The sequence below is a fragment of the Halomonas sp. GFAJ-1 genome, assembly GCA_002966495.1.
Taxonomy (GTDB): Bacteria; Pseudomonadota; Gammaproteobacteria; order Pseudomonadales; family Halomonadaceae; genus Vreelandella.
The window spans coordinates 1,830,444-1,854,130 of sequence record CP016490.1 but is presented as its reverse complement, the minus strand read 5'-3'; the positions used below and the strand labels follow the sequence as shown (position 1 = coordinate 1,854,130).

Here is a 23,687-nt window from a genome sequence, read left to right as displayed (position 1 = left end):
GGTTTAAACCGGGCTAGAGGCAGTGTGCGATTGCATAAGAACGTTAGTTAAAAACAGAGCACATTGACGCGCTTTGTTAAACGTCCAGCAACAGGCGTGCAGGATCTTCAAGTAACTCTTTGATAGTTACCAGGAAACGCACTGCGTCTTTACCATCAATCATACGGTGGTCGTACGAGAGCGCCAGGTACATCATTGGGCGAATCTCGACCTTACCGTTTACCGCCATCGGGCGATCCTGAATCTTATGCATGCCCAGAATTGCGGTTTGTGGCGGGTTGATGATCGGCGTCGACATCAGCGAGCCGAAGGTACCACCGTTAGTGATAGTAAAGGTGCCGCCGATCATGTCGTCCATGCCCAGCTTGCCGTCACGACCACGCTTACCGAAGTCCATGATGGTCCGCTCGACATCGGCAATTTTCATGCTGTCAGTATCACGTAGTACCGGAACCACCAAACCGCGATCAGTAGATACAGCAACGCCGATATCTTGATAGCCGTGGTATACAATGTCGGTACCGTCGATAGAGGCGTTGACATCCGGGAAGCGCTTGAGCGCTTCAGAAGCGGCTTTAACAAAGAAGCCCATGAAGCCCAGCTTAATATCGTGAGCTTTTAAGAACGTATCTTTGTACTGAGCACGCAAGGCCATGATTTCGGTCATGTCCACTTCATTATACGTGGTCAGCATGGCAGCGGTTTGCTGGGCCTGAACCAAGCGCTTGGCAATGGTTTGACGCAAACGGCTCATGGGCACGCGTTTTTCGACACGCTCGCCTTCCGTTACCGAGGCTGTGGCCGTAGCGGCTTTTGCCGGCGCAGCAGACTTCGCCGCCTTCTTAGCAGTGCCATCGTTAACTGCTTTTTGCACGTCTTCTTTCAAGATACGGCCACCTTTGCCGGTACCTTCGATCTTGGCAACGTCTAAATCATGCTCGGCAACCATTTTACGTGCCGCCGGGGCGAGAATTTTATCACCCACTTTCTCATCACCCGCACCATCATCCGCTGATGCCTCAGGAGTCTTATCGGCAGCAGTGCTTGCCTCTCCTCCTGCGCCTTCAGCAAAGATAGCCAGAACCGCTTCAGATTCAACTTGGCTGCCCTCTTCGGCTTTAATTTCAGCCAAGGCGCCATCAGCGGGGGCAACCACTTCAAGCACAACTTTATCGGTTTCGATATCGGCTAGCACTTCATCGCGCTTAACCGCTTCGCCTACCTTCTTGTGCCAAGTCGCCACGGTGCCTTCCTGAATAGATTCAGGGAAGCTCGGTGCTTTTACATCATGCTTTTTACCACCGCCGTTGCCACCGTTGGCTTTCTTTTCAGCGGTTTTTTCTTCGGACTTCTCTTCTGACGTTTTCGCACTGTCGCCAGAAGATTTGTCTTCTTTGCTGCTTGATGCACTGGCTTCGCCAATTTTGCCCAATACCTGCTCAGACTCGACGGTTTCGCCCTCTTCAGCCATTACGTCGGTCAAGGTACCCGCTTCCGGTGCGACGACTTCGAGCACCACTTTATCGGTTTCGATTTCAACAATCAGTTCGTCACGTTCGACGCTGTCACCCGGCTTTTTATGCCACGCAGCAACAGTGCCCTCGGCAACGGATTCCGGAAAGGTTGGCGCTTTGATATCAATAGCCATGTCGTTTCCCTTATATGTTCTCTAAATCTGATGGGCGCTTATAGGTTAAAAGCGTCTTCCACCAGCTGGCGCTGCTGTTCAGTGTGGACGGACATATAGCCTGCTGCCGGAGCAGCCGAGGCAGGACGTCCTGCAAATTTCAACTCACGTCCAAAGCCATCTTTAAGTATATCGGCTACGGCACGCATGTGGTGCTGACTGGAGTACCAGGCGCCTTGGTTCAACGGCTCTTCCTGACACCACACAATGTCTTCCACATTGGCATACGCCTGGAGCACATCCAGAAGCTCTTCTTTCGGGAAGGGATAGAGCTGCTCAAGACGAATAATCGCCGTATCGTTACGCTCGTTTTCAGCACGCCAGTTAGCTAAATCGTAGTACACCTTACCGGCGCACATGATCACGCGAGTGACCTGCTCAGCCGCAAGCTCTGCCTGATCCGGCAATACCATGTTGAACTTGCCATGGGCAAGGTCTTCAAGGCTGGACACAGCGTCTTTATGGCGTAAGAGCGACTTAGGCGACATTACGATCAGCGGTTTACGCAGTGGGCGAATTACCTGGCGACGCAGCAGGTGGTAAATCTGCGCCGGTGTGGTAGGCACACATACCTGCATATTGTGCTCAGCACACAGTTGCAAGAAGCGCTCCAGACGCGCAGAGGAGTGCTCTGGCCCTTGGCCTTCGTAGCCATGCGGCAGCAGCATGGTTAAACCACACAGGCGACCCCACTTGGTTTCACCCGAGGAGATGAACTGGTCGACCACTACCTGGGCACCGTTGAAGAAGTCACCAAACTGGGCTTCCCAAATGACTAGATGATTCGGTGCGGTAGTAGCGTAACCGTATTCAAACGCTAGCACGGCTTCTTCGGAAAGGAAGGAGTCGTGGATAGTAAAACGCGGCTGACTGTCGGCCATGTTTTGCAGCGGTACGTAGGTAGAACCATCTTTCTGGTTATGTACCACCGCATGACGATGCGAGAAGGTACCGCGACCAACGTCCTGACCCGTGATACGAATCGGGTGGCCTTGATCAAGCAACGTGGCGTAAGCAAGGGTTTCAGCGAAGCCCCAGTTAAGCCCCATGCCACCCGCCTGCATCTTACGGCGATCTTCGTAAATCTTAGCCACTTGGCGCTGTACATCGACCCCGTCAGGAATCTCGCACATTTTTGCCGCGAGCTGCTGCAGACGCTTCATATCAAAGGTAGTGTCTGCGTCGCCGCTCCACTCATGCCCCAGGTACGGTGCCCAATCCACGAATAGCGTGGTGTTAGGCTCTTGAACCAGCGCATTGGCAACGTGATTACCTGCCACTAAGTCATCGCGATAGGTTTCGACCATCGCTTTAGCGTCTTCTTCAGAAATAACGCCCTGCTCGACCAACCGCTTGGCATACAAAGTACGCGAGGAGGCGTGGTCTTTGATTTTGGCGTACATCATCGGCTGGGTGCCTGACGGCTCGTCGGCTTCATTATGGCCGCGACGGCGATAGCACACCAGGTCGATCACCACGTCTTTCTTGAACTGCTGGCGGTAATCCAGCGCCACTTGGGTCGCGTGAATGACAGCATCGGGGTCATCGCCGTTAACGTGGAAAATCGGCGCCTGAACCATTTTGGCGATATCGGTACAGTATTCAGTAGAACGTGAATCCAGCGGGTTCGATGTTGTGAAACCCACCTGGTTGTTAATCACGATATGAACCGTGCCGCCGGTTTTGTAAGCGCGGGTTTGAGACATCTGGAATGTCTCCATAACCACGCCCTGTCCAGCAAAGGCAGCATCACCATGAACGTTGATTGGCAGTACTTTGCTGCCCTCTTCGTCATTGCGGCGGTCTTGACGTGCACGCACCGAGCCTTCAACTACCGGCGCCACAATTTCCAGGTGCGACGGGTTGAAAGACATGGCCAAGTGGACTTCACCACCAGGGGACATGACGTTAGAACTAAAGCCCTGGTGGTATTTAACGTCGCCAGAACCACGCTCAATCACTTTTTTGCCATCGAACTCGTCGATCAAGTCAGTTGGGTTTTTACCCAGAATATTGACCAACAGGTTGAGGCGACCGCGGTGAGCCATACCGATAACGACTTCTTTAGTGCCATAACCACCGGCACGCTGGATGAGTTCGTCCATCATCGGAACAAATGATTCGCCGCCTTCCAAACCAAAACGTTTGGTGCCTGGGTATTTAGACGCCAGGTAATTTTCCAAACCTTCAGCAGCGGTTAAGCGCTCAAGTATATGCTTGCGCACGTCATCGCTAAATTTGGGGGCACTGCGAACCGACTCAAAACGCCGCTGCAGCCAGCGTTTCTCTTCGGTATCAACGATGTGCATGATCTCGCAGCCGATGGAGCGGCAATACGTCTGCTCCAGCGCATCGACGATTACACGCAGCGGCGCTTTATCGATACCTAAGAAAAACGAACCGGTCTGGAACTCGGTGTCTAGATCAGCTTTTGAGAGCTGATGGAACGACAAGTCGAGGTCGGGAATGGGGGTGGGATTACGCAGCCCTAGCGGGTCGATATTAGCCTTCTGATGACCACGGAAGCGATAGGCGTTAATCAGCTGCAGGACTTTCACCTGCTTTTTGTTTTCACCACTATCAACAGTGGCGACCACCTGCCCAGGACGGCTTTCCCGGCCTAGCTGGTAGAACTGATCACGAATCGGACTTAGTGGAACATCGTGGGAGGCACTGCCCTCAGAACGCGGCAGCTGGTCAAAATAGCTGCGCCACTCGTCAGGGACAGAATCGGGATCGGCGAGGTACTGCTCATAAAGCGCTTCCACGTAGTGGACATTGCCGCCACTAACGTGAGAAGAACGCCACATTAAATCCATTATGCCTTGTTGCATCTCTCGGTCACCCTGCACTGATGGGGTGGTATCGGCATCGCTGCACTAGCGCAACGACATCGCTATTGCCCTGCCGGCGGGGCGGGACATTTGCCGGCGGCGCCGACCGGAGGCCGGAAGCCCTGTTCATCGTACGTTTTTCATGACGCGCTATTTTATTATCAGTTCATGCTCAAAAGCCGGCACTTCCAGCACCGGCTTTTAAGCTTGACTCATCATGGGGTGCGACGCGTCGCCGCACAACATGATAGCCCCTATGATAACAAGCGAAGCGCCACGATTTAAGTAGCTTTGTAGCTGAACTTAAGTGGCACTCGCTTTTTTCTCATACTTTAGGCATTTACGTAGCGTCTGCCAGCAACATTTCGCGAATCTTACCAATTGCGCGGGTCGGATTCAGCCCTTTTGGACAAACCGCAACGCAATTCATGATACCGCGGCAGCGGAAAACGGAGAACGGGTCTTCCAGACTGGTCAAGCGCTCGCGTGTTGCCGTATCCCGTGTATCGGCCAGGAAGCGGTAAGACTGCAACAAACCCGCCGGGCCGACAAAGCGTTCCGGGTTCCACCAGAATGATGGGCAAGACGTCGAACAGCAAGCACACAGAATACACTCGTACAGACCGTCTAGCTTATCGCGCTCTTCCGGTGATTGCAGACGCTCAATGGCCGGTGCCGGGGTATCGTTCTGCAGGTACGGCTGAATGCGCTCGTACTGCTTATAGAACAGCCCCATATCGACAACCATATCGCGAATAACCGGCAGGCCAGGCAGCGGACGCAGGGTCAGCTTGTTGTTTTTCACAACGTCTGACAGCGGCGTGATACATGCCAAGCCGTTTTTGCCGTTCATATTCATGCCATCGGAACCACATACGCCTTCACGGCAGCTGCGACGAAACGCCAGTCCGCTATCCTGCTCTTTCATCAGGTGCAGAACATCTAGCACCATCAGATCGCGGCCCTTAGTATCAACCTGAAACTCCTGCATGTAAGGCGCGGAGTCGGTTTCCGGATTGTAACGGTATACGGATACCTGAAGATTGGACATGGTGACTCCCTCTCGTCAATGCGGAGATTAGTAGGTACGAACCTTAGGCTCGAAGGTATCAACGGTTTTCGGCTTAAAGTTGACGTCGCGCTGCTTCAGCACTTTCGTTGCTGGGAAGTAGAGCGAGTGCTTCAGCCAGTTGACATCATCACGGTCAGGATAGTCGTAGCGCGAGTGAGCACCACGGCTCTCTTTACGCTCTAGGGCAGCAATCGCCGTTGCTTCCGCCACTTCCATCAAGTTATCAAGCTCCAGTGCTTCAACACGCGCGGTGTTAAAGGCATTGGACTTGTCTGGAAGGTGCGCGTTGGCAATACGGGCGCGCAGCTCATCCAGCTTTTTGACACCGTCTTGCATGTTTTTCTCTTCACGGAATACACCGAAAGAGTTCTGCATGATGTCTTGTAGCTCAGCTTTGAGCTCGGGGATGCTTTCACCGCCTTCTGATTCGTTCCAGCGCGTGATGCGTTTCATGGCTGATTCGATGTCAGACTCAGAGGCATCCAGATACTCAATACCTTCGTTCAGAGCGCCTTCGATAAACATACCCGCTGCACGACCGAACACGACCAGATCAAGCAGGGAGTTACCGCCCAGACGGTTAGCACCGTGAACCGACACACACGCCGCTTCACCACACGCAAACAGACCGTTAACGATATGATCTTTGCCATTCTCGTCTTGGGTAATCGCCTGGCCATGAACGTTGGTTGGAATGCCGCCCATCATGTAGTGGCAAGTAGGCACGACCGGGATTGGATCTTTAGCAGGGTCAACGTGAGCAAAGGTTTTAGATAGCTCAACGATACCCGGCAAACGCTTACCTAGGACGTCTTCGCCCAAGTGATCAAGCTTCAAGAAGACGTGATCGCCTTTATCGCCACAGCCGCGGCCTTCCAAAATCTCCATCACCATGGAGCGGGCTACAACGTCACGGCCTGCCAAATCTTTGGCATTCGGCGCGTAACGCTCCATGAAGCGCTCGCCATCTTTATTGACTAAGTAACCACCTTCACCACGGCAACCTTCCGTTACCAAGGTGCCCGCACCGTAAATGCCGGTCGGGTGGAACTGCCACATTTCCATATCCTGCATCGGGAAGCCAGCGCGTAGCGCCATGCCGATACCGTCGCCTGTATTGATCAGAGCGTTAGTAGTAGAGGCATAAATACGACCTGCACCGCCGGTCGCCAGTACGGTGGCTTTCGATTTAACGTGGACAACTTCGCCAGTCTCGATGCACATGGCGATACAACCCACCACATCACCGTTAGCATTTTTCACCAGATCAACCGCGTACCACTCGTTCAAGAACGTAGTGTTGTTCTTAAGGTTGTTCTGGTAAAGCGTGTGCAGTAGCGCGTGACCGGTACGGTCAGCTGCCGCACAAGTACGTGCCGCCTGGCCGCCTTCACCAAAGTTCTTTGACTGACCACCAAACGGGCGTTGATAAATACGGCCGTTATCGAAGCGAGAGAACGGCAGCCCCATGTGCTCAAGCTCAAATACCGCTTTTGGGCCTTCAGAACACATGTACTCAGCCGCGTCCTGGTCAGCGATGTAGTCGCCGCCTTTAACGGTGTCGTACATGTGCCAGCGCCAATCATCATTTGGGTCAGCTGATGCAATCGCGCAGGTAATACCGCCCTGGGCAGAAACGGTGTGAGAGCGCGTCGGGAACACTTTGGACAGAACCGCTGTCTTTTTACCGGACTTAGCCAGCTCTAAAGCAGCACGCAGGCCAGAGCCACCGCCACCCACAATGATGGCGTCAAACGTCAGGCTACGAAGGTTAGACATGTATCAAGCTCCCCACAGAATTTGAATGCCCCACACCAGGTATACGAAGATGGCCAGAATAATCAGCGTCTGGACACCTACGCGCAGGCGAGTGGACTTGAGATAATCGGTGGTGACAGTCCACAAACCGATCCAGGCGTGTGCTGCAATGGAGATAAACGCCAGCAGCGAGAAGATACGCATCCACGTTTGGCTGAACAGTCCGCTCCAGGCGTAGTAATCCAGGTTCGGATTGAACAACAAATAAGCGACTATAAAGACCGTATAAAGGGCCAGGATAACCGCAGAAACCCGCTGCATTAGCCAATCAGAAAGCCCGCTGCGGCCAAAGCTAGTGATGTTAGTTACCATACCCAGACTCCTGCCAAAATGATCAGAACGGCACTAACCACGACAGTGATCTGTGCTTTTTTCACACCACCTTCAAGGGTTACGCCAATATCAGCATCCATTAACAGGTGTTTGATACCTGCGACAAAATGGAATGCTAAAGCGGACAACAACCCCCAAGCGATGAACTTGGCAAAAAAATTGTTGGCCAGCGCACTGCTGACGGCATCGAAGCCAGCCGGAGATGATAGGGATTTACCCAGCGCCCAAAAAGCGAAAATCAGGCCAACGAACAGGATGACACCCGTGATACGGTGTGTAATCGACGTTAGCGCCGGAAGTGGGAAATGTATCGTATTTAAATCTAAGTTTACGGGTCGTTTGCTATTCACGGCGTTGTACACACTCTCTTGGCCCGCTCTGCGACTGTTCGGGCATGGCCCGAGCGGGCAGTGATTGCTGGAAGGGGCTCGGCCGTCGCCAAGTCGAGCACGACCACCTGCCTGCCGGTCGCGCGCCGTGGATTATAAGAACCTTAGCCCCCGCTGACAAACTGAACTCAGGCTAGACTCGACCATGGTGCAAGATGATTACCACCAAACCGAGTCGATTTTGCGTTGCAGCATAGCTATAGTGACAGGAGTTTGACGGTTTGATAAGTCTCCTAACTTATCGTCAACTCACTGGCACTTCTATAGTATAAACTGCCTAAACATCATATACAGAAATTATTCATAACAACAACATTTGTACAACCAATGACTGGCGAATAGGCTAATTGACAAAATGTTGCACGCTTCTATAGTGGGCAGGCCTTTTCGCCGGCGCGGTAAGCGAAACAACGACTTTACGTCCCAAACCGAATTCGAAAGGAGGCCAGCATGGCTGACAGGAAAGCGACATTGACGGTAGACGGTTTAGAAAAACCGATCGATCTACCCATGTATTCCGGCACACTTGGCCCCGACGTCATCGACGTACGCGGCTTAGGTGCTGAAGGCCTGTTTACCTACGACCCCGGCTTCATGGCCACTTCTTCCTGCCAGTCCGCAATCACCTATATTGATGGCGGCAAGGGCGTACTGCTTCACCGCGGCTACCCCATTGACCAGCTGGCTAAAGAATCTAACTTTGTCGAAGTTTGCTACACCCTACTTTTCGGTGAGCTACCCGACGACGAGCAGTACGCTGATTTCGAATCGCGCATTCGCAATCACACCATGGTCCACGACCAGATCAACAACTTCTTCAAGGGATTCCGCCGCGACGCGCACCCTATGTCGATCTTGTGTGGCGTGGTGGGTGGCTTAGCTGCTTTCTACCACGACCATATGGACATTACCCAAGAAGAAGATCGCGTCATTAGCGCCGTTCGCCTCATTGCGAAAATGCCTACTCTGGCTGCAATGTCGCACAAATATAATGTTGGTCAGCCCTTTAACTATCCGCGCAACGACCTGAGCTATGCAGAGAACTTCCTCTACATGATGTTCAGCAACCCGTGCGAAGAGTACAAAATCAACCCGGTATACGCGAAAGCCATGGACCGCATCTTTATGCTGCATGCGGACCACGAGCAAAACGCCTCTACTTCTACCGTTCGCTTAGCAGGCTCTACCGGCGCTAACCCGTTTGCCTGTATCAGCGCTGGTATCGCCGCACTGTGGGGCCCAGCCCACGGCGGAGCAAACGAAGCTGTACTGAATATGCTAGATGAGATCGGCGACGACTCTGAAGAGAACATTCAGCGCTTTGTCGATAAAGCGAAAGATAAAGATGACCCGTTCAAGCTGATGGGCTTTGGTCACCGCGTTTATCGCAACTTCGACCCGCGTGCCAAGGTAATGAAAGAGACCTGCGACGAAGTACTCGAAGAGCTAGGCATGGCTGACGATCCGCAGCTTAAAATTGCCAAGCGGCTTGAGCAGATCGCCCTGGAAGATGAATACTTCATTGAGCGCAAGCTTTACCCGAACGTTGATTTCTATTCGGGCATCATCCTCAAGGCAATGGGCATTCCTACCAATATGTTCACCGTTATTTTTGCGGTATCCCGGACGATTGGCTGGATTTCTCATTGGCACGAAATGCTCAGCGAAAGCTACAAAATTGGTCGCCCGCGCCAGCTCTATATTGGCCATGACCAGCGTGACTATCCTAAAAAATAAATCTGTAGCCGTCAGGCGGATTTATAGGATGATGAAAGGCCACCTTCGGGTGGCCTTTTGCGTATATTTCGCCACCCACTTATTGATATCGACAAAACCGACATCCACAAGAAAGGTGCTCTATGAAGACCATCAAAACCGTCGCCTTTATTGGCTTAGGCGTTATGGGCTACCCCATGGCAGGCCACCTCGCGAAACAGGGCTTAACCACTCGCGCGTATAACCGCACTTATAGCAAAGCTGAAGCGTGGGCCAAGGAACACGGCGGGACTGCCCATGCTACACCTAAAGAAGCCGCTGAAGGCGCAGACCTGGTGCTGGTATGCGTGGGTAACGACGACGACGTAAGACAAGTCACCACCGGCGTTGACGGCGTATTAAGCACTATGGCCAGCGGCAGCATTCTAGTTGACCACACTACCGCTTCTGCGGATTTGGCGTTAGAGCTAGATAATGCTTGCCGCGAGAAAGGCGTCGCCTTTCTAGACGCGCCTGTCTCAGGCGGCCAGCAAGGCGCTGAAAATGGCGCGCTGACGGTTATGTGCGGCGGTGAACAGCACCATTTTGATGCCGTAGCGCCTGTTCTCAACCACTATGCCAAGGCCGTCACATTGATGGGGCCTGCTAGCAGTGGCCAGCTCACCAAAATGGTTAACCAGATCTGCATTGCCGGTTTAGTACAAGGTCTTTCCGAAGGCCTGCATTTTGCTGAACAGGCAGGTCTTGATCAGCAACAGGTCATCGACGTTATCTCAAAAGGTGCCGCGGGTTCCTGGCAAATGGATAATCGCCACAAAACCATGATTGCCGATGAGTATAACCATGGCTTCGCAGTGAACTGGATGCGCAAGGATTTAGGCATTTGCCTAGAGCAAGCGCGTCGCCTGGATGCCACCCTTCCCGTCACCGCCCTGGTCGATCAATTCTATGCGGATGTGCAGCGCATGGAGGGCGGCCGGTGGGACACGTCGTCACTTTTAAAGCGGCTACGAAAACCAGAATAACGCTTGACTTTTTAGCGGCTCGGTCTTGAAAAGGGTTTTCCACACTATCTGTGGATAACCCTGTTCACAACCACTAGAAAACGTCCCACAATCGCCATGAACAGTGACCCAGCCTTAAATTGGTCATTTTTTAACCTAACGTAAGCCATTGATTTTATAGATTTTAATTTAAATCGCTGATTTTTTAGGCTAACAACAAGGGGTTGTGCACAACCCCTTCGCTAGAATCGCAAAAGTGGACAAGTCAAGCACAAAATCACTCAAAAAGAGGCTGATATAGGGTAGAAACACAAATGACAGGCAAGAAAAAATGCCAACTAACAGGTAAGGACCCGTTGGCAGATTAACAGAGCAAGAAATGTAGGAGGTGGCGTCCCATAGGGGGTTCGAACCCCTGTTACCGCCGTGAAAGGGCGGTGTCCTAGACCACTAGACGAATGGGACGTATCTAACCTTGAAATGACGCGCGATGCTCGTTATTGGTGGAGCCTAGCGGGATCGAACCGCTGACCTCAACACTGCCAGTGTTGCGCTCTCCCAGCTGAGCTAAGGCCCCACATGTCGTTAAGACGGAGCGTATAATACTGATTAAGCTGATCTTCGTCAACCCTATTGCTCACCAGAAAGCGCCAAACTCGCCCAACCAGCGGAGTTTGGCGCTTCCCAACAGGCTTACAGCTCGCGATACTCCTTTTCGAAGCGTTTAGCTTGCTTCTTGGATACGCCACCTAATACTTCAAGCGCATTTCGAAGCCGTGCACGGGTGACATCCGACCCCAAAATCGCCATAGCATCCATCACAGAGGTACTTGACGAGCTGCCCGTAATGGCAATAAAGACCGGCGCTAAGAAAGCCTTCATTTTTAGCTCAAAATGCTCTGCTAACGCTTTCACTTCAGCTAACAATGCCTCTTTATCCCAGCCAGGCACCGTTTCAAAACGCCATACCAAGAACTGCAGCAACTTCACCAGCGTTTCTTTATCGAGTTTAACGCTGTCAAAGTCATCTTCTGTTAAGGCGGGCAATCCTGAGAAGAAGTGACCTGCCAGCGGCACCACCTGCGAGAGCGTTTCAACTCGCGGGCGTACCTGGGGTAGAATTTGCTTCACATAGGCATCATTAAACGCCCATTCGCGCAGTGCTTGGAGCAGCGCATCGTCGTCCAGGTCTTCACGAATGTAGACGCCGTTTAACCAAGTCAACTTTTCCAAATCGAACACCGGCCCACCCAGCGATACTCGCTGAATATCAAACTCCGCCATCATATCGGATAGGCTGAACTTCTCCCGCTCATCCGGCATCGACCAGCCCATGCGCCCCAGGTAGTTGGTTACCGCTTGGGGAAGGAACCCCATGCGTCGGTAGTAGTTAATCGACGTTGGGTTCTTACGCTTGGAAAGTTTGGATTTATCCGGGTTACGCAACAGCGGCATATGGCAAAGCTCAGGCATTTCCCAGCCAAAGTACTCATATAAAAGCTGGTGCTTCGGCGCTGAGTTAATCCACTCTTCCCCACGTAACACATGGGTAATGCCCATCAAATGGTCATCCACCACGTTAGCAAGGTGGTAAGTAGGCATACCGTCTGATTTAAGTAGAATTTGCGCATCCACTTGCGCCCACTCAACCTCAATAGCCCCGCGAAGCATATCCTTTACAACACACACGCCAGTGCTAGGTACGTTCATGCGCACCACATAGGGCCAATTCTCTTGCTCGCGGCGCGCCTGCTCGTCTGCATCTAGCGCTAGATCAACGGGCTTTAGCGCCAACTGCATCCCAGCCGCTTTACGGGCCTCTCGCAGTTCATCAAGCTCTTCACTGGTGCGATAACATTTAAATGCATGACCGGCATCTAGCAATTGCTGCGAATACTGGGCGTAAATATCCCCACGCTCGCTTTGACGGTACGGGCCGTGGGGGCCGCCAACATCCGGGCCTTCATCCCACTCAAGGCCCAGCCAGCGCAGAGAATCCAAAATCATCTGCTCCGACTCAGGCGTAGAACGCACCCGATCCGTATCTTCAATACGCAAAATGAACTGCCCGCCGTGTTGGCGCGCAAAACAGAGATTAAACAGCGCGATGTAAGCAGTGCCTACATGGGGGTCGCCCGTAGGAGAAGGTGCGATACGCGTACGTACGGTCATCAAATTATCCTTTTGCAATTAAGCGTGGCGACATTATACGCACCCTTTAGCTAACCAACAGTATCCTTCAGGGAACGAGTTTCCCTTAAAAGCGTCAGATCGAATGCTTAAGAGTAATAGATTGCAAGATGCGCGTTAAAGCACAATCGCTTAGTATGGCGCTGTACCTATGATTCGTGTTCATGTTTGAAAATGAGACACACTATTTAGTAGACCATTTTTAGCATGTCCAGAGCGCCACCGTAAGCGGTGGAAGTACATCCAACGAGCTTTTTAAGCTCATCGATAGGAAGATGAAATGGAATCGCTAGGCTCACGTATCAAGCAACTGCGGCTTAGGGCCAAGCTCAACAAAGCTGCCCTTGCACGTAAAGTTGGCGTATCAGATGTCACTATTTCCTATTGGGAGTCTGGTGCGATCAAGCAGATTGGCCATGAGCGCTTAGTGGCGCTTGCCGATGCTCTTGATTGCTCTTTGGCTACCCTTTTGGAAGGTGATAGCGCGCCGCAACTTTTAACGTTGACTCACACTGGCCCCCTCCCCTGGGAACAAGTGCAAGCAACCACGATTACGGTACCCAGCCACCTGCCGTTGAAAATTGACTGGAAAGCACCGTGTGTCATGGCAACCCCCGCTAGCAATACGGATTTTTCGCCGGTTGCAGCCGGTGACTTACTGCTGCTAGGCCCAACACACGTGTTTCATAAAGCAGGACATTACCTTATTCAGCGTGATGAACGCTTTATCATTGAGCACTTTTCAAAAGCGCCCAGTGATACGGCCATTCACGCTGTACTGTTAGCCCATTGGTGCCCTGCCTAAAGCATCTTATCCCTAGATCCTTAATTTTCTTCAACAATGATCACCTGGTCACGCGTGCGTCTTGGTTCACTCCCCACCAAGAAGCGGCGTGAGTAGGTGGCCACCTGCCCCAAGCCATGGCGGGACTGGCTCACAAGCTCTCCCGTCAGGTGCTCTCCTTGGGCGCCAATGCGCGCTTGAACTTCCCTAGGCTGCACGCTGGCTTCTGAAAGCTGAACTCGAACAATGTAGCCGCCATCGGGCAAACCGCTCCCAGAACCAAAAGGCCCAGCACCGAACTGCCCATCCATAACACTTGTGCGAGACTGCCAACGTACACGACTTATCTCACGCTCAATGGTTACCTGAACCTGAGCGCCGTCCGGCAGATTTGTCTCGCCCTCGACCATCAAGCGGCGATCGGTGCGCAGCGAAGCTTTAGTGGAAATAGCCACCTCTAAAGGCTCGACGGCCTCAACCACCTCTTCAGGCTGCTGCGGTGCGGCCTCTTCGCTCACCGCCTCAGGCTGCACCTCTGTCTGCTCCTCTTCCTGGCCACCGCAACCTGCCAGTAGCAAGGCACTCACTAGCACGATACTGATGCCACCTAGTGTTTTATGCATAGAGACTCCTCAACAGCGAAACCCAAGCTTACCACCGCCTAACATTTACCACAGCGATTTAGACCGCAAAACACGCAAAGTGCTGCAGGGGTTCTAACGAAAGGGTTATTTCTGTGGTGGCTGGCAGTCCTATTCCCGAGACTACCTCCAATGACGGCGTTTAGGCACCGGTACGGCGTGAGAGTGAGAGTGAGAGTGAGAGTGAGAGTGAGAGTGAGAAAGCGATTGAAGCGCCATTAATGCAGAAAGGCTTTATCGCCGTTAAAAGGGGGGTGACATCGAACCCACATGAGCGCTACCTACCTTATACTCACTAAAATGCCCCACCATGAAAGATGGGGCACTGTTAATCTATCGTCGAGAAAGAATAACCGCTAGGTTAAGTCACTCAATTCCACATCTAAAGCAGCCGCAATGCGTTTCAGCACACTCAATGAGCCACTCTTTTTGCCTGACTCTATTTCAGAAAGGTAGCCCTGGCTAATGCCTGCTTTTTCCGCCAGCTCTCCAGCACGAAGGCCACGATATTCGCGGTACACCTTCACGGGGGACACGCCTTCCAGTAGCGCATCCACGACCACTTCCGGAAACGACTCTTCACCGCGCGCCACTAGCGCATTGGCTGCGTCGATATCATCCTGATCTTCTAATCGCGCAAGCAAGGCGTAGTACTCCTGCTCAGGCAATACCACCAACCGCTCTCCGGTAGGCGTTTGAATAATTTGAGGGACGCTCATGTGGCCTCCTGTTCATTAACTGTTATCGGTGCGTTATTGGCGCTTTATTGGCAAACACCGCCACGAGCACCGATGTTGATGATATCCAGCACATCGCCGCGCTCATCGATGGTCACCCTCCAGTCACCTACCCGCAGGCGAATATACTCGCTACCCTTCAACGCGCTTTTACGGTGAGTAATCGCTTTCACCACGGCAACTATAGCTAAGGGCGAACAAACTTTTAGCTAACAGCTAAAAACAACCCATAACCATCTACCTGCAGTCATAGTGTAACTCCCCCCACTCACACTCATCGCCGCTTCGCCTTTACTAAACGCCGCCGCAGGTTAGCCGGAGTCAGCCCAGTCGACTCAAAATGGCGTGGCACTTAGCCTGAGGTTAGCGGTGACGGCCAACATTATTGATGAGGAGAATGTGGAAACTCGCTGCGAGCAGACCCTTTCAAATAAAAATGCTGTAAAGGTATTAAAAGCTGACACAAAAAAGCCCGCCGGTTGGCGGGCTGATACGTCTTTATCGTTGCGCACTAAGCAACGCCTCTATAAACAGGGGATCATTAAACAACTCATCCAACGTTTCTTCTATGGCCATTTCGATAGGCCTGGCAAGATTAGACGCCGACTGGTACTGCAACCCTGTATGCTCAGGGTTGACTGAAATCTCTTTACTGAAAAGTACTTCATCAACCTCTGACACTACCTCAACTTGCATCGTTGAATCGGCCACCGCCTTGCCTGAAAACAAGCCGAAGTTCAAATTAGAGTATAGCTCTAAGATTTCACCTTTAATGGTTAAGGGCGCATCACTCTCCACAACAAAACCCCTGGTCAGTAGTTCCTGCTCAATAGCAGCATGCACGGCCTCCTCTACGGGCTCTTCGCTATAGATGGAAGCCATCCCAAAACCAAAGTTATGGCGCTTATTGCTAATACGACGTTGGTCTTCTCGCACATCCTGAACCACAACATTGACCACAACCTGTGAAGCTCCCTCAACAGGAGTAACGCCTGGTTGCGGTTCATAAGCCAGCATATGAGACTCAGGTACGGCCGCACAGCCGTGCAACAGCGCTAATCCAGCTAATACCCCTAGTGTTTTTAACAATTTCATTCGGTTCCCTTATGTCTATGTGTTTAGTTTAATTTTCATGAAGCACGGCAAACCTAACTATCGAATTATTATTATGAATCGCCCCGGATATTCTAGACACCCGTTAGGCTCTTAAAGTAACGCCTTTCATACTCAACCGGTGACAAGTTATCACTTGTGCCGTGTCGGCGCTTTGGGTTGTAAAACATTTCAATATAATTGAACACGTCACATCTAGCTGCTTCGCGTGTTGAATAAATCTGTCGCTTGATTCGCTCTCGCTTTAGAAGTTGAAAGAAGCTTTCAGCAACGGCGTTGTCATGACAGTTACCACGTCGGCTCATGCTGCCTACCAAGTGATTCGCTTTCAGAAAGCTTTGCCAGTCTCCACTGCTAAACTGGCTTCCTTGATCCGAATGCACCATCACCGTTCCTTGTGGCTTGCGTCGCCAGACTGCTGATAACAAAGCATCCAGTACCAACTCCGTAGTCATGCGAGACTTCATCGACCAGCCAACCACTTGACGAGAAAACAGGTCGATAACTACCGCTAAGTAAAGCCAGCCTTCATAAGTGCGGATGTACGTGATGTCCGTCACCCAAGTAACATTTGGCGCTGTTACTTCAAACTGACGGTCTAAATGGTTAGGGGATACAACAGCCGGTTTTCCACCGCCATAGCCGCCAGGGCGTCGTCGATAGCCTGTCTGAGAACGTAAACCTTCCCTACTCATAAGACGCGCCACACGGTGCTTCCCGCAAGCTTCGCCAGCTTCACGCAAGTCCTGGTAGACCTTGCGATAGCCATATACACCGCCGCTTTCAAGCCAGGAGTGCTTGATCAATCCCAGCAAGCGCTCATCTTCTCGCGCTCGATTAGAGAGCGCTTTTTTACACCATGCGTAGTAACCGCTGGGGTGCACTGCCATCATCTGACACAAGCGACGTACCGAATATTGGCTCGCATAATTTTGAATAAACGCGTACCTCAGTCGGACTCCCTGGCGAAGTACGCGGTGGCCTTTTTTAATATGTCTCGCTCTTCTGATACGCGTTTGAGCTCGGCCTTCAAACGACGGTTTTCAGCTTGGAGATCATCATCTTCTTGCCGTTGTTCTACCGGCTTATCGTAGCGCTTGATCCAGATGTACAGGCTGTGACCTGACACGCCTAGCCGCTCAGCGACCTCGGCCACGCGATGGCCGCGCTCTACCACCTGCTTGACGGCTTCGATTTTGAATTCTTCAGTGTAGCGGGGATAGCTCATGGTTCCTCCTAGATACCTTTAGTATAAGGCCTGGAGGTGTCTACGAAACCTGGGGCGATTCATTAGTCAATTTATTTTGGGCGCTGGCTACTGGAGAAGTGATCAGCATCGCTGTGGGTGCAACGGCACGATACGGAAGAAAATACTGAGGCACTGGTGGCAAATATGAAAAGGGATTGAAAAACTCAAACACCTAAAGCAAATTAAAATTAGGAAAATGTCTATTGATCACTATTGGCGATATCAAAAGAAGATCGAGCTGTGACTCATCGCTCAGGCGGTGAAGCAGCATTTGCAGGACTGCCTTAAAGCCGAGCGGAGGATAAGTGAGCATATCGACGTGGCAAATACCAAAGCGTTATATGGAATAGAGATAGCGGTGGCGCTTGAGGAAACGATGGTGGGTATTCTAGGCAACTAATAACCAAAAGCCTGTCAAATGGCTGGCTTTAAACTGGCATTCTTTTAGACGTTAACGCTATAGAGTTTTGAAACGAAAAACTTTTGTAGCTAAATTTTGGTTGAATACCTCAGCCTTCTTAGCAGAGCTGTAGCAACCACCACTCTTTTCTCACCCCACATCCAGGGCATTGTGTGTTTACCACATTTAATAAAGGCTGAGGTTGTTGAAAAGAGGTGGGCAAGACCACTCCTATTTAAATAAAAACAAAAACTTACAACCCACAGGCGGTGGAAATTCAAGTAAGTGGCTTTTATGGTTTTTGGCCGATGGCTTGGGCGTGGGCTGTCAATAACCTGTGGATAAAAAATACCATATATGCTTGAATTGATTTTGATGTGGCCTATATATAGTATGCGTTTCAAGGGCTAATTAGCCCTTAAAGCGAAAAAGGGCCAGAGTCATAGACTCTAGCCCCCTCACATGGCATTAGGCGTTGCCGCGCCTTCAACCTATAGGTCATTACCTGACATGAAAATTAACACACTCTGTGTATTCTTCAACTCAAAATTGAAAAATCTTAGCTCCCCGGTTTGCGGCGAAGAAAGCTCAAACACTGGGAGGGAACTATGAAACATATCGAAATAGTGCTGTATCTCTTTGATTTATCATTAAGACTAATCGATCTTGCGCTTACGCTATGGCCTTACTTGCCGATTTTCCTATAAGGTAAATTTTATTCAAGTAAACCAGCCCGCCTCGGCGGGCTTTTTTACGCCTGCTCACACCCCACCGTGTAAACCGCCACACTCACACCCAAGTACCGCTAACACTGGGTCGCCATAACTGCACAGGTGCAACAACGATACGCTCACTTACTCCAGTATCTCTCTCGATACTGACTTGACGTATAACCTCCACACCTGAATGCGAACTTTGTGCTGCCTACCCTTTCTTGCGTACAATTGCCCGCCAACGCGCCCACCACGTCTGATAGGCCACCATGCTAGGCCATGGTGCTGCTGTTCATTTAGCGAATAGCCGCGATCAGAGGGCAATAGATTTGTGTACTTATACCGCATACCAAGTATGCAAGTGATTGATATGAAAAAAGAAAGCCCTGCCAACGCCGCCCGCCTGTTTTCTGTGGCCCCGATGATGGATTGGACAACCCGCGATTACAGAGCATTCGCACGCACCTTAACCAAGCGGGCGCTGCTGTATACCGAGATGGTGACGACCGGTGCGATTTTGCATGGCTCGCCCCGTGAGCGCTTTTTGGGGTTTAGCGAGGTTGAGCACCCTATTGCCTTACAGCTGGGCGGTAGCGATGCGGGGGAGCTTGCGGAGTGCGCGGCGATTGCCGAGGCGTGGGGCTATGATGAAGTTAACCTGAACGTGGGCTGCCCAAGCGACCGCGTGCAGAACAACATGATTGGCGCCTGCTTGATGGGCCACCCTGAAAAAGTAGCGGAGGCTATACGCGCCATGCAGGCGGCGGTGTCGATCCCGGTCACGGTGAAATGCCGTATTGGGATTGATGATCAGGATGAAGATGCGGATTTGGCGCGCTTTATTAATATTGTCGCGGATGCAGGCTGTGAGGTGTTTACCGTTCACGCGCGTAAGGCGTGGCTACAGGGTTTGTCGCCTAAGCAGAACCGTGATGTGCCGCCGCTTAACTACCCCCGCGTTCATCGTCTGAAGCAACACCACCCTGAACTCCATATTGGCATTAACGGCGGTATCAAAACCCTCGATGAATGCCAGGCGCAGCTCATGCACGTGGATAGCGTGATGGTGGGCCGTGAGGCGTATCAAAACCCGTGGCTGTTAGCAGGTGTCGATGCGCAGCTGTTTGGCGAACCTGGGCCAGCAAAAACACGCCTAGAGGCGGCCATGGCGTTTCGCCCCTATATTCAGCAGCGGTTGGATGAGGGGGCCAAGTTGAATCACATCACCCGCCACCTGCTGGGGCTATTTCAGGGCTGCTCGGGCGGCAGGCGTTTTCGGCGTCATTTGTCAGAACACGCCCACAAAGAGGGCGTGGGTTTGCGTGTTTACGATGAAGCGCTCAGCTTAGTGCGTGAGCCCTCCACCGAGCCGCTAGAAGTAGAACAGCCCGCCACGTTGTAACATAGCGGGCTGTTATGAGCGGGGTAAAATCGTTAATCGCTTATCGGCTTAGCTACCCCGCACGCCTTTCTCAATGCGCTCACCGACCTCTTGATCAATATTGCGCCAGTATTCAAAAGCGCGCTCTAGCACGGGTTCGGTGACGCCGCCAGACAAGTGGCCCACCACGTTAGAAACTAACCGGTCACGCTGCTCGTCATCCATCACTTGGCGAACAAGCGCGTGGGCTTGGCTCCAATCATCGTCATCAGGGCGCAGCGTGTAGGCAGAGCGTACCAGCTGGCCATCGGTCGACCACACCGCATCCTCTGGAAAGCGCTCAGGGTCTGCCTTGGCGCCGCCTTTACTGTTGGGGGTATATACCGGGTCGGTAGAGTGCTTAATTCGCATCGCGCCACCCTGGCTGTAGCTATGTACCGGGCATTTAGGCGCGTTTACCGGGATATGCTTGTAGTTTACCCCCAAGCGAGCACGGTGTGCGTCCGCATAGGAAATCACCCGCGCCAGCAGCATTTTATCCGGCGAGAAGCCCGTGCCCGGCACCGAGTTGTTAGGCTCAAAGGCGGCTTGCTCAATCTCGCTATGAAAGTCCGTCGGGTTACGGTTCAAGGTTAACTTGCCCACTTCCATCAGCGGGTAGTCATCATGGGGCCATACTTTGGTTAAGTCGAAGGGGTTGATGCGGTAGGTCTTGGCATCTTCAAACGGCATGATCTGCATTTGCAGCGTCCAGGACGGGTAGTCACCCCGTTTGATTGCCTCGAACAAGTCACGGCGATGGTAATCGGCATCGCTGCCTGCCATTTGGTCGGCTTGCTCCTGGGTCATGCACTTAATGCCTTGATCGGTTTTGAAGTGGTATTTCACCCAAAACCGTTCACCTTCATCATTCACCCACATATAGGTGTGGCTGGAGTAGCCATTCATATGCCGCCACGTGGCGGGCACACCTCGGTCTCCCATTAGCCATGCCACTTGGTGGGCTGACTCTGGTGCCAGTGTCCAAAAATCCCACTGCATATCGTGATCCCGCAAACCGTTGTCAGCGCGGCGTTTTTGCGAGTGAATAAAGTGCTGGAACTTCATAGGGTCACGGACGAAAAACACGGGGGTATTGTTACCCACCATGTCGAAATTACCTTCGTCGGTGTAAAACTTAATCGAGAAGCCGCGTGGGTCACGCCATGTATCTGGGCTTCCGCTCTCCCCGGCCACCGTCGAAAAACGGATCAGTACATCCGTCTTAGTGCCCGGCTGAAGAAATTTTGCTTTGGTGTACTTACTGACATCTTGGGTAACTTCAAAATGGCCAAAGGCGCCACTACCTTTTGCGTGGGGCTGGCGGTCGGGAATCATCTCTCGGTTAAACGCCGCCATTTGCTCCATGAGATAGTGGTCATGCATGACAATGGGGCCATCGGCACCCACAGAAAGGGAGTGTTCGTCGCTGGAAACCGGGATGCCCGCTTCGTTAGTTGTATACTTACTGCTCGTCATTACTCTTCCTCCATGTCGCGTTCGACGTGGCACGGCCTGTACCACTGGAAAGCACCGCCCATTGCAGCGTTGTTAACGTAAGCTTAAACGGTACCCACATAGGTATAGCTAATAAGCCGGTATCGCGCCATCCGTGGCATGGGTTCGACGGTGTATAAAAGTGTTAATACATCGCATCAGGCGGCGGTGTAAGGCTAGATTGAAAGCTTTCAATCGCGGTTTCTGCCTCCTCAATCTCATCAAAACGAGCGATGTGATAAAGCGCTTCACCTTCGTTGGCCAGCGGCAGTCGGCTCATGCCAATCACAATGCCGTCAGCCATAGAGAGCACCTCATCCTCATCATTACCGAAAGGGTCCGCGACCTTGCCCAGCACTTCGCCTTTGGCCACCCGCGCGCCTAGGCGCACTTTAGGGCGCAATATGCCGTCGATAGGTGCCCGTGCCCAACTGGATCCATTAGCCAGTTCAGCAGGTGCCGAGGAGCGCTGCCGCTGAGCGCCGGCTAGCATGTCCAACCGGCGCATTACCCGTAAAACGCCCCGCACACCTGGCGTAATGGCCCACTCATCAAAGCGCAGCGCCTCACCCGCTTCGTAAGTGAGTACCGGTATCCCGCGGTTCTGCGCGTAATGCCGAAGGCTCCCTTCCCGCAGCTCCGCATTGAGAATTACCGGCGCACCAAACGCATCTGCCATGCGCTCTGTTTCGCTACCCGCACTTAGCTGGGCGCGAATTTGCGGTAAATTTGTGCGGTGAATCGCCCCGGTGTGCAGGTCGATAATATGCGTTGCTTGGTCGACTATCTGCTCACGAAATAGCGCCGCAATGCGGCCGCCGAGCGAGCCTTTTTCGCTGCCCGGAAAGCAGCGATTTAAATCGCGCCGGTCAGGCAGGTAGCGGGTTTGTTGTAAAAAACCGAAGACATTAACGACCGGCACCGCGATCAGCGTACCCCGCAGGCTATTAATTGCTTTTGAGCGCAGTAATCGCCGCACGATCTCGACACCATTAATTTCATCGCCGTGAATGCCACCGCACACCAGCATCACCGGCCCCGCCTTGCGGCCATGTACCACTTCAAGCGGAATATGCAGCGGCGTATGGGTATATAAACGTGCAACTGGCATATCAATTTGTAAGCGCTGGCCGGGCTGAATGGTATGTCCAGCTAATTCTATGGGGGCTCGTGCCATGCTGTTCTTCCTATAACGGGCGTAGAGTGGGTACTCTACGAGTAACGACATACGTTTTAAAACGGTGCTTTAACACTCGGCTCATACACGCATCTTATACGCTCACTCATTATAAAGAACGATTTTGCTCACTCATGCTGAGGCGCTCACCCACCAACCATACAGTTTTGAATGTAAAACCACCCGTTTTCAGATAAAATGCGCGCGTCCGCATCGATAGTGAGGTTACGTTTTCATGGCCAGAAAGACCAAAGCAGAAGCCGCAGCTACTCGCGAAGCGCTGCTGGATGCTGCTGAAGAAGTGTTTTTCGCGAAAGGCGTAGCTCGCACATCACTAGAGCAGATTGCCCGCCATGCTGGCCTTACCCGTGGAGCAGTTTACTGGCATTTCAAAGATAAGGCGGACCTCTTTAAAGCGTTAGTTGAGCGTGTCCGCATGCCTTTTCAGTCATTGATGGACGAAGTGGATATATCCGACGCTGATATTTCGCCGTTAGAATCAATTCGCCGAGCCTGCCACACCGGTATGGCTAGGCTTGAGCAGCCTTCATATCAAAGGATATTGTCTATCTTGATGCATCGCTGCGAATTCTTCAGTGACATTAATCCTTTAGAAATGCAGGATAAAATTGCTAAGGAATGTTTTGATGAGATGCTAGCGGTATTTAAGCTTGCACAACATCAGCAACTACTGCGTGATGGCCTTAGCCCAGAGGTTGCAACACAGATGATGCAGTCTATGTTGGGTGGCCTATTCCATGACTGGCTTCGCAATCCCAGTGTTTATTCCATTGATGAGCGCAGCGGCAAAATGATAGATACATTCATTTTCCTAGTTAAACGTTAACACAAGGCTTTTGCTGCAATGCAGCACTACTCCTATACTGGTGAGACCCACAGCTTAGGAGTGCTT

General features: G+C 52.0%; 19 protein-coding genes, 2 tRNA genes and 1 pseudogene. 5 read left to right on the top strand and 17 right to left on the bottom strand.

The features are described from left to right. Positions 1-76: 76 nt before the first annotated feature. From BB497_08480 to BB497_08455, 6 genes are all read right to left on the bottom strand, one after another. Positions 77-1,648: a dihydrolipoamide succinyltransferase gene (locus BB497_08480; GenBank protein AVI62738.1), complete on the bottom strand. Its 1,572-nt coding sequence runs from the start codon at positions 1,646-1,648 to the stop codon at positions 77-79. Between the two features lie 38 nt (positions 1,649-1,686). After that, positions 1,687-4,521 (bottom strand): 2-oxoglutarate dehydrogenase E1 component, encoded by a 2,835-nt coding sequence (locus BB497_08475; GenBank protein ID AVI62737.1) that lies wholly within the window; start codon positions 4,519-4,521, stop codon positions 1,687-1,689. A gap of 340 nt (positions 4,522-4,861) precedes the next feature. Then, the gene (locus tag BB497_08470) at positions 4,862-5,572 is read right to left on the bottom strand and encodes a succinate dehydrogenase iron-sulfur subunit (protein ID AVI62736.1); all 711 of its coding nucleotides are present in this window, start codon (positions 5,570-5,572) and stop codon (positions 4,862-4,864) included. A 27-nt stretch (positions 5,573-5,599) separates the two neighbouring features. Continuing rightward, positions 5,600-7,372 (bottom strand): succinate dehydrogenase flavoprotein subunit, encoded by a 1,773-nt coding sequence (locus tag BB497_08465; GenBank protein ID AVI62735.1) that lies wholly within the window; start codon positions 7,370-7,372, stop codon positions 5,600-5,602. Positions 7,373-7,375: 3 nt separating this feature from the next. Further along, positions 7,376-7,723 carry a succinate dehydrogenase, hydrophobic membrane anchor protein gene (locus BB497_08460; protein ID AVI62734.1) on the bottom strand — a complete coding sequence of 116 codons (348 nt, stop codon included), beginning with the start codon at positions 7,721-7,723 and terminating at the stop codon, positions 7,376-7,378. Beyond that, positions 7,717-8,106: a succinate dehydrogenase, cytochrome b556 subunit gene (locus BB497_08455; protein ID AVI62733.1), complete on the bottom strand. Its 390-nt coding sequence runs from the start codon at positions 8,104-8,106 to the stop codon at positions 7,717-7,719. The genes BB497_08460 and BB497_08455 overlap by 7 nt, the downstream gene beginning before the upstream one ends. Before the next feature lie 477 nt (positions 8,107-8,583). Here BB497_08455 and BB497_08450 point away from each other — a divergent pair, with 477 nt between their 5' ends. After that, the gene (locus BB497_08450) at positions 8,584-9,870 is read left to right on the top strand and encodes a citrate (Si)-synthase (protein AVI62732.1); all 1,287 of its coding nucleotides are present in this window, start codon (positions 8,584-8,586) and stop codon (positions 9,868-9,870) included. 122 nt (positions 9,871-9,992) lie between these two features. Further along, a complete protein-coding gene (locus tag BB497_08445; GenBank protein AVI62731.1) occupies positions 9,993-10,874 on the top strand; it encodes an oxidoreductase in 882 nt (293 codons plus the stop codon). Between the two features lie 368 nt (positions 10,875-11,242). Here BB497_08445 and BB497_08440 read toward each other — a convergent pair. From BB497_08440 to BB497_08430, 3 genes are all read right to left on the bottom strand, one after another. Beyond that, positions 11,243-11,318: transfer RNA gene (locus BB497_08440), tRNA-Glu, on the bottom strand. Between the two features lie 36 nt (positions 11,319-11,354). Further along, a tRNA-Ala gene (locus BB497_08435) sits at positions 11,355-11,430 on the bottom strand. Positions 11,431-11,546: 116 nt separating this feature from the next. Continuing rightward, positions 11,547-13,025 (bottom strand): glutamate--tRNA ligase, encoded by a 1,479-nt coding sequence (locus tag BB497_08430; protein AVI62730.1) that lies wholly within the window; start codon positions 13,023-13,025, stop codon positions 11,547-11,549. Between the two features lie 298 nt (positions 13,026-13,323). On the opposite strand from BB497_08430, the gene BB497_08425 reads away from it, so the two are divergent. Further along, on the top strand, positions 13,324-13,848 hold the full coding sequence (locus BB497_08425) for a transcriptional regulator (protein AVI62729.1): 525 nt from the start codon (positions 13,324-13,326) through the stop codon (positions 13,846-13,848). A gap of 20 nt (positions 13,849-13,868) precedes the next feature. On the opposite strand, the gene BB497_08420 is transcribed toward BB497_08425, so the two are convergent. The 6 genes and pseudogenes from BB497_08420 to BB497_08395 form a co-directional block, all read right to left on the bottom strand. Beyond that, positions 13,869-14,450, bottom strand: a complete 582-nt coding sequence (locus BB497_08420) for a hypothetical protein (GenBank protein ID AVI62728.1) — start codon at positions 14,448-14,450, stop codon at positions 13,869-13,871. Positions 14,451-14,824: 374 nt separating this feature from the next. Further along, positions 14,825-15,187: a transcriptional regulator gene (locus BB497_08415; GenBank protein AVI62727.1), complete on the bottom strand. Its 363-nt coding sequence runs from the start codon at positions 15,185-15,187 to the stop codon at positions 14,825-14,827. 44 nt (positions 15,188-15,231) lie between these two features. After that, positions 15,232-15,351 (bottom strand): annotated as a pseudogene (locus tag BB497_08410) (cytotoxic translational repressor of toxin-antitoxin stability system). A 352-nt stretch (positions 15,352-15,703) separates the two neighbouring features. Then, a complete protein-coding gene (locus BB497_08405; protein ID AVI62726.1) occupies positions 15,704-16,300 on the bottom strand; it encodes a hypothetical protein in 597 nt (198 codons plus the stop codon). A 92-nt stretch (positions 16,301-16,392) separates the two neighbouring features. Next, entirely contained in the window at positions 16,393-17,211 is an 819-nt protein-coding gene (locus tag BB497_08400; GenBank protein AVI62725.1) for a transposase, read from the bottom strand. 56 nt (positions 17,212-17,267) lie between these two features. Continuing rightward, the gene (locus BB497_08395) at positions 17,268-17,546 is read right to left on the bottom strand and encodes a transposase (protein AVI62724.1); all 279 of its coding nucleotides are present in this window, start codon (positions 17,544-17,546) and stop codon (positions 17,268-17,270) included. Between the two features lie 1,504 nt (positions 17,547-19,050). On the opposite strand from BB497_08395, the gene BB497_08390 reads away from it, so the two are divergent. Beyond that, positions 19,051-20,082, top strand: coding sequence for a tRNA dihydrouridine synthase DusA (locus BB497_08390; GenBank protein ID AVI64305.1), 1,032 nt, complete (start codon positions 19,051-19,053; stop codon positions 20,080-20,082). A gap of 48 nt (positions 20,083-20,130) precedes the next feature. Here the strand turns inward: BB497_08390 and BB497_08385 are convergent, their stop codons facing one another. Together BB497_08385 and BB497_08380 are read right to left on the bottom strand one after the other, a co-directional pair. Then, on the bottom strand, positions 20,131-21,579 hold the full coding sequence (locus tag BB497_08385) for a catalase (GenBank protein AVI62723.1): 1,449 nt from the start codon (positions 21,577-21,579) through the stop codon (positions 20,131-20,133). A gap of 163 nt (positions 21,580-21,742) precedes the next feature. Further along, complete coding sequence (locus BB497_08380) at positions 21,743-22,774, bottom strand: succinylglutamate desuccinylase (protein AVI62722.1); 1,032 nt, start codon at positions 22,772-22,774, stop codon at positions 21,743-21,745. Between the two features lie 235 nt (positions 22,775-23,009). On the opposite strand from BB497_08380, the gene BB497_08375 reads away from it, so the two are divergent. Next, a complete protein-coding gene (locus BB497_08375) occupies positions 23,010-23,621 on the top strand; it encodes a TetR family transcriptional regulator (GenBank protein ID AVI62721.1) in 612 nt (203 codons plus the stop codon). Positions 23,622-23,687 lie beyond the last annotated feature (66 nt).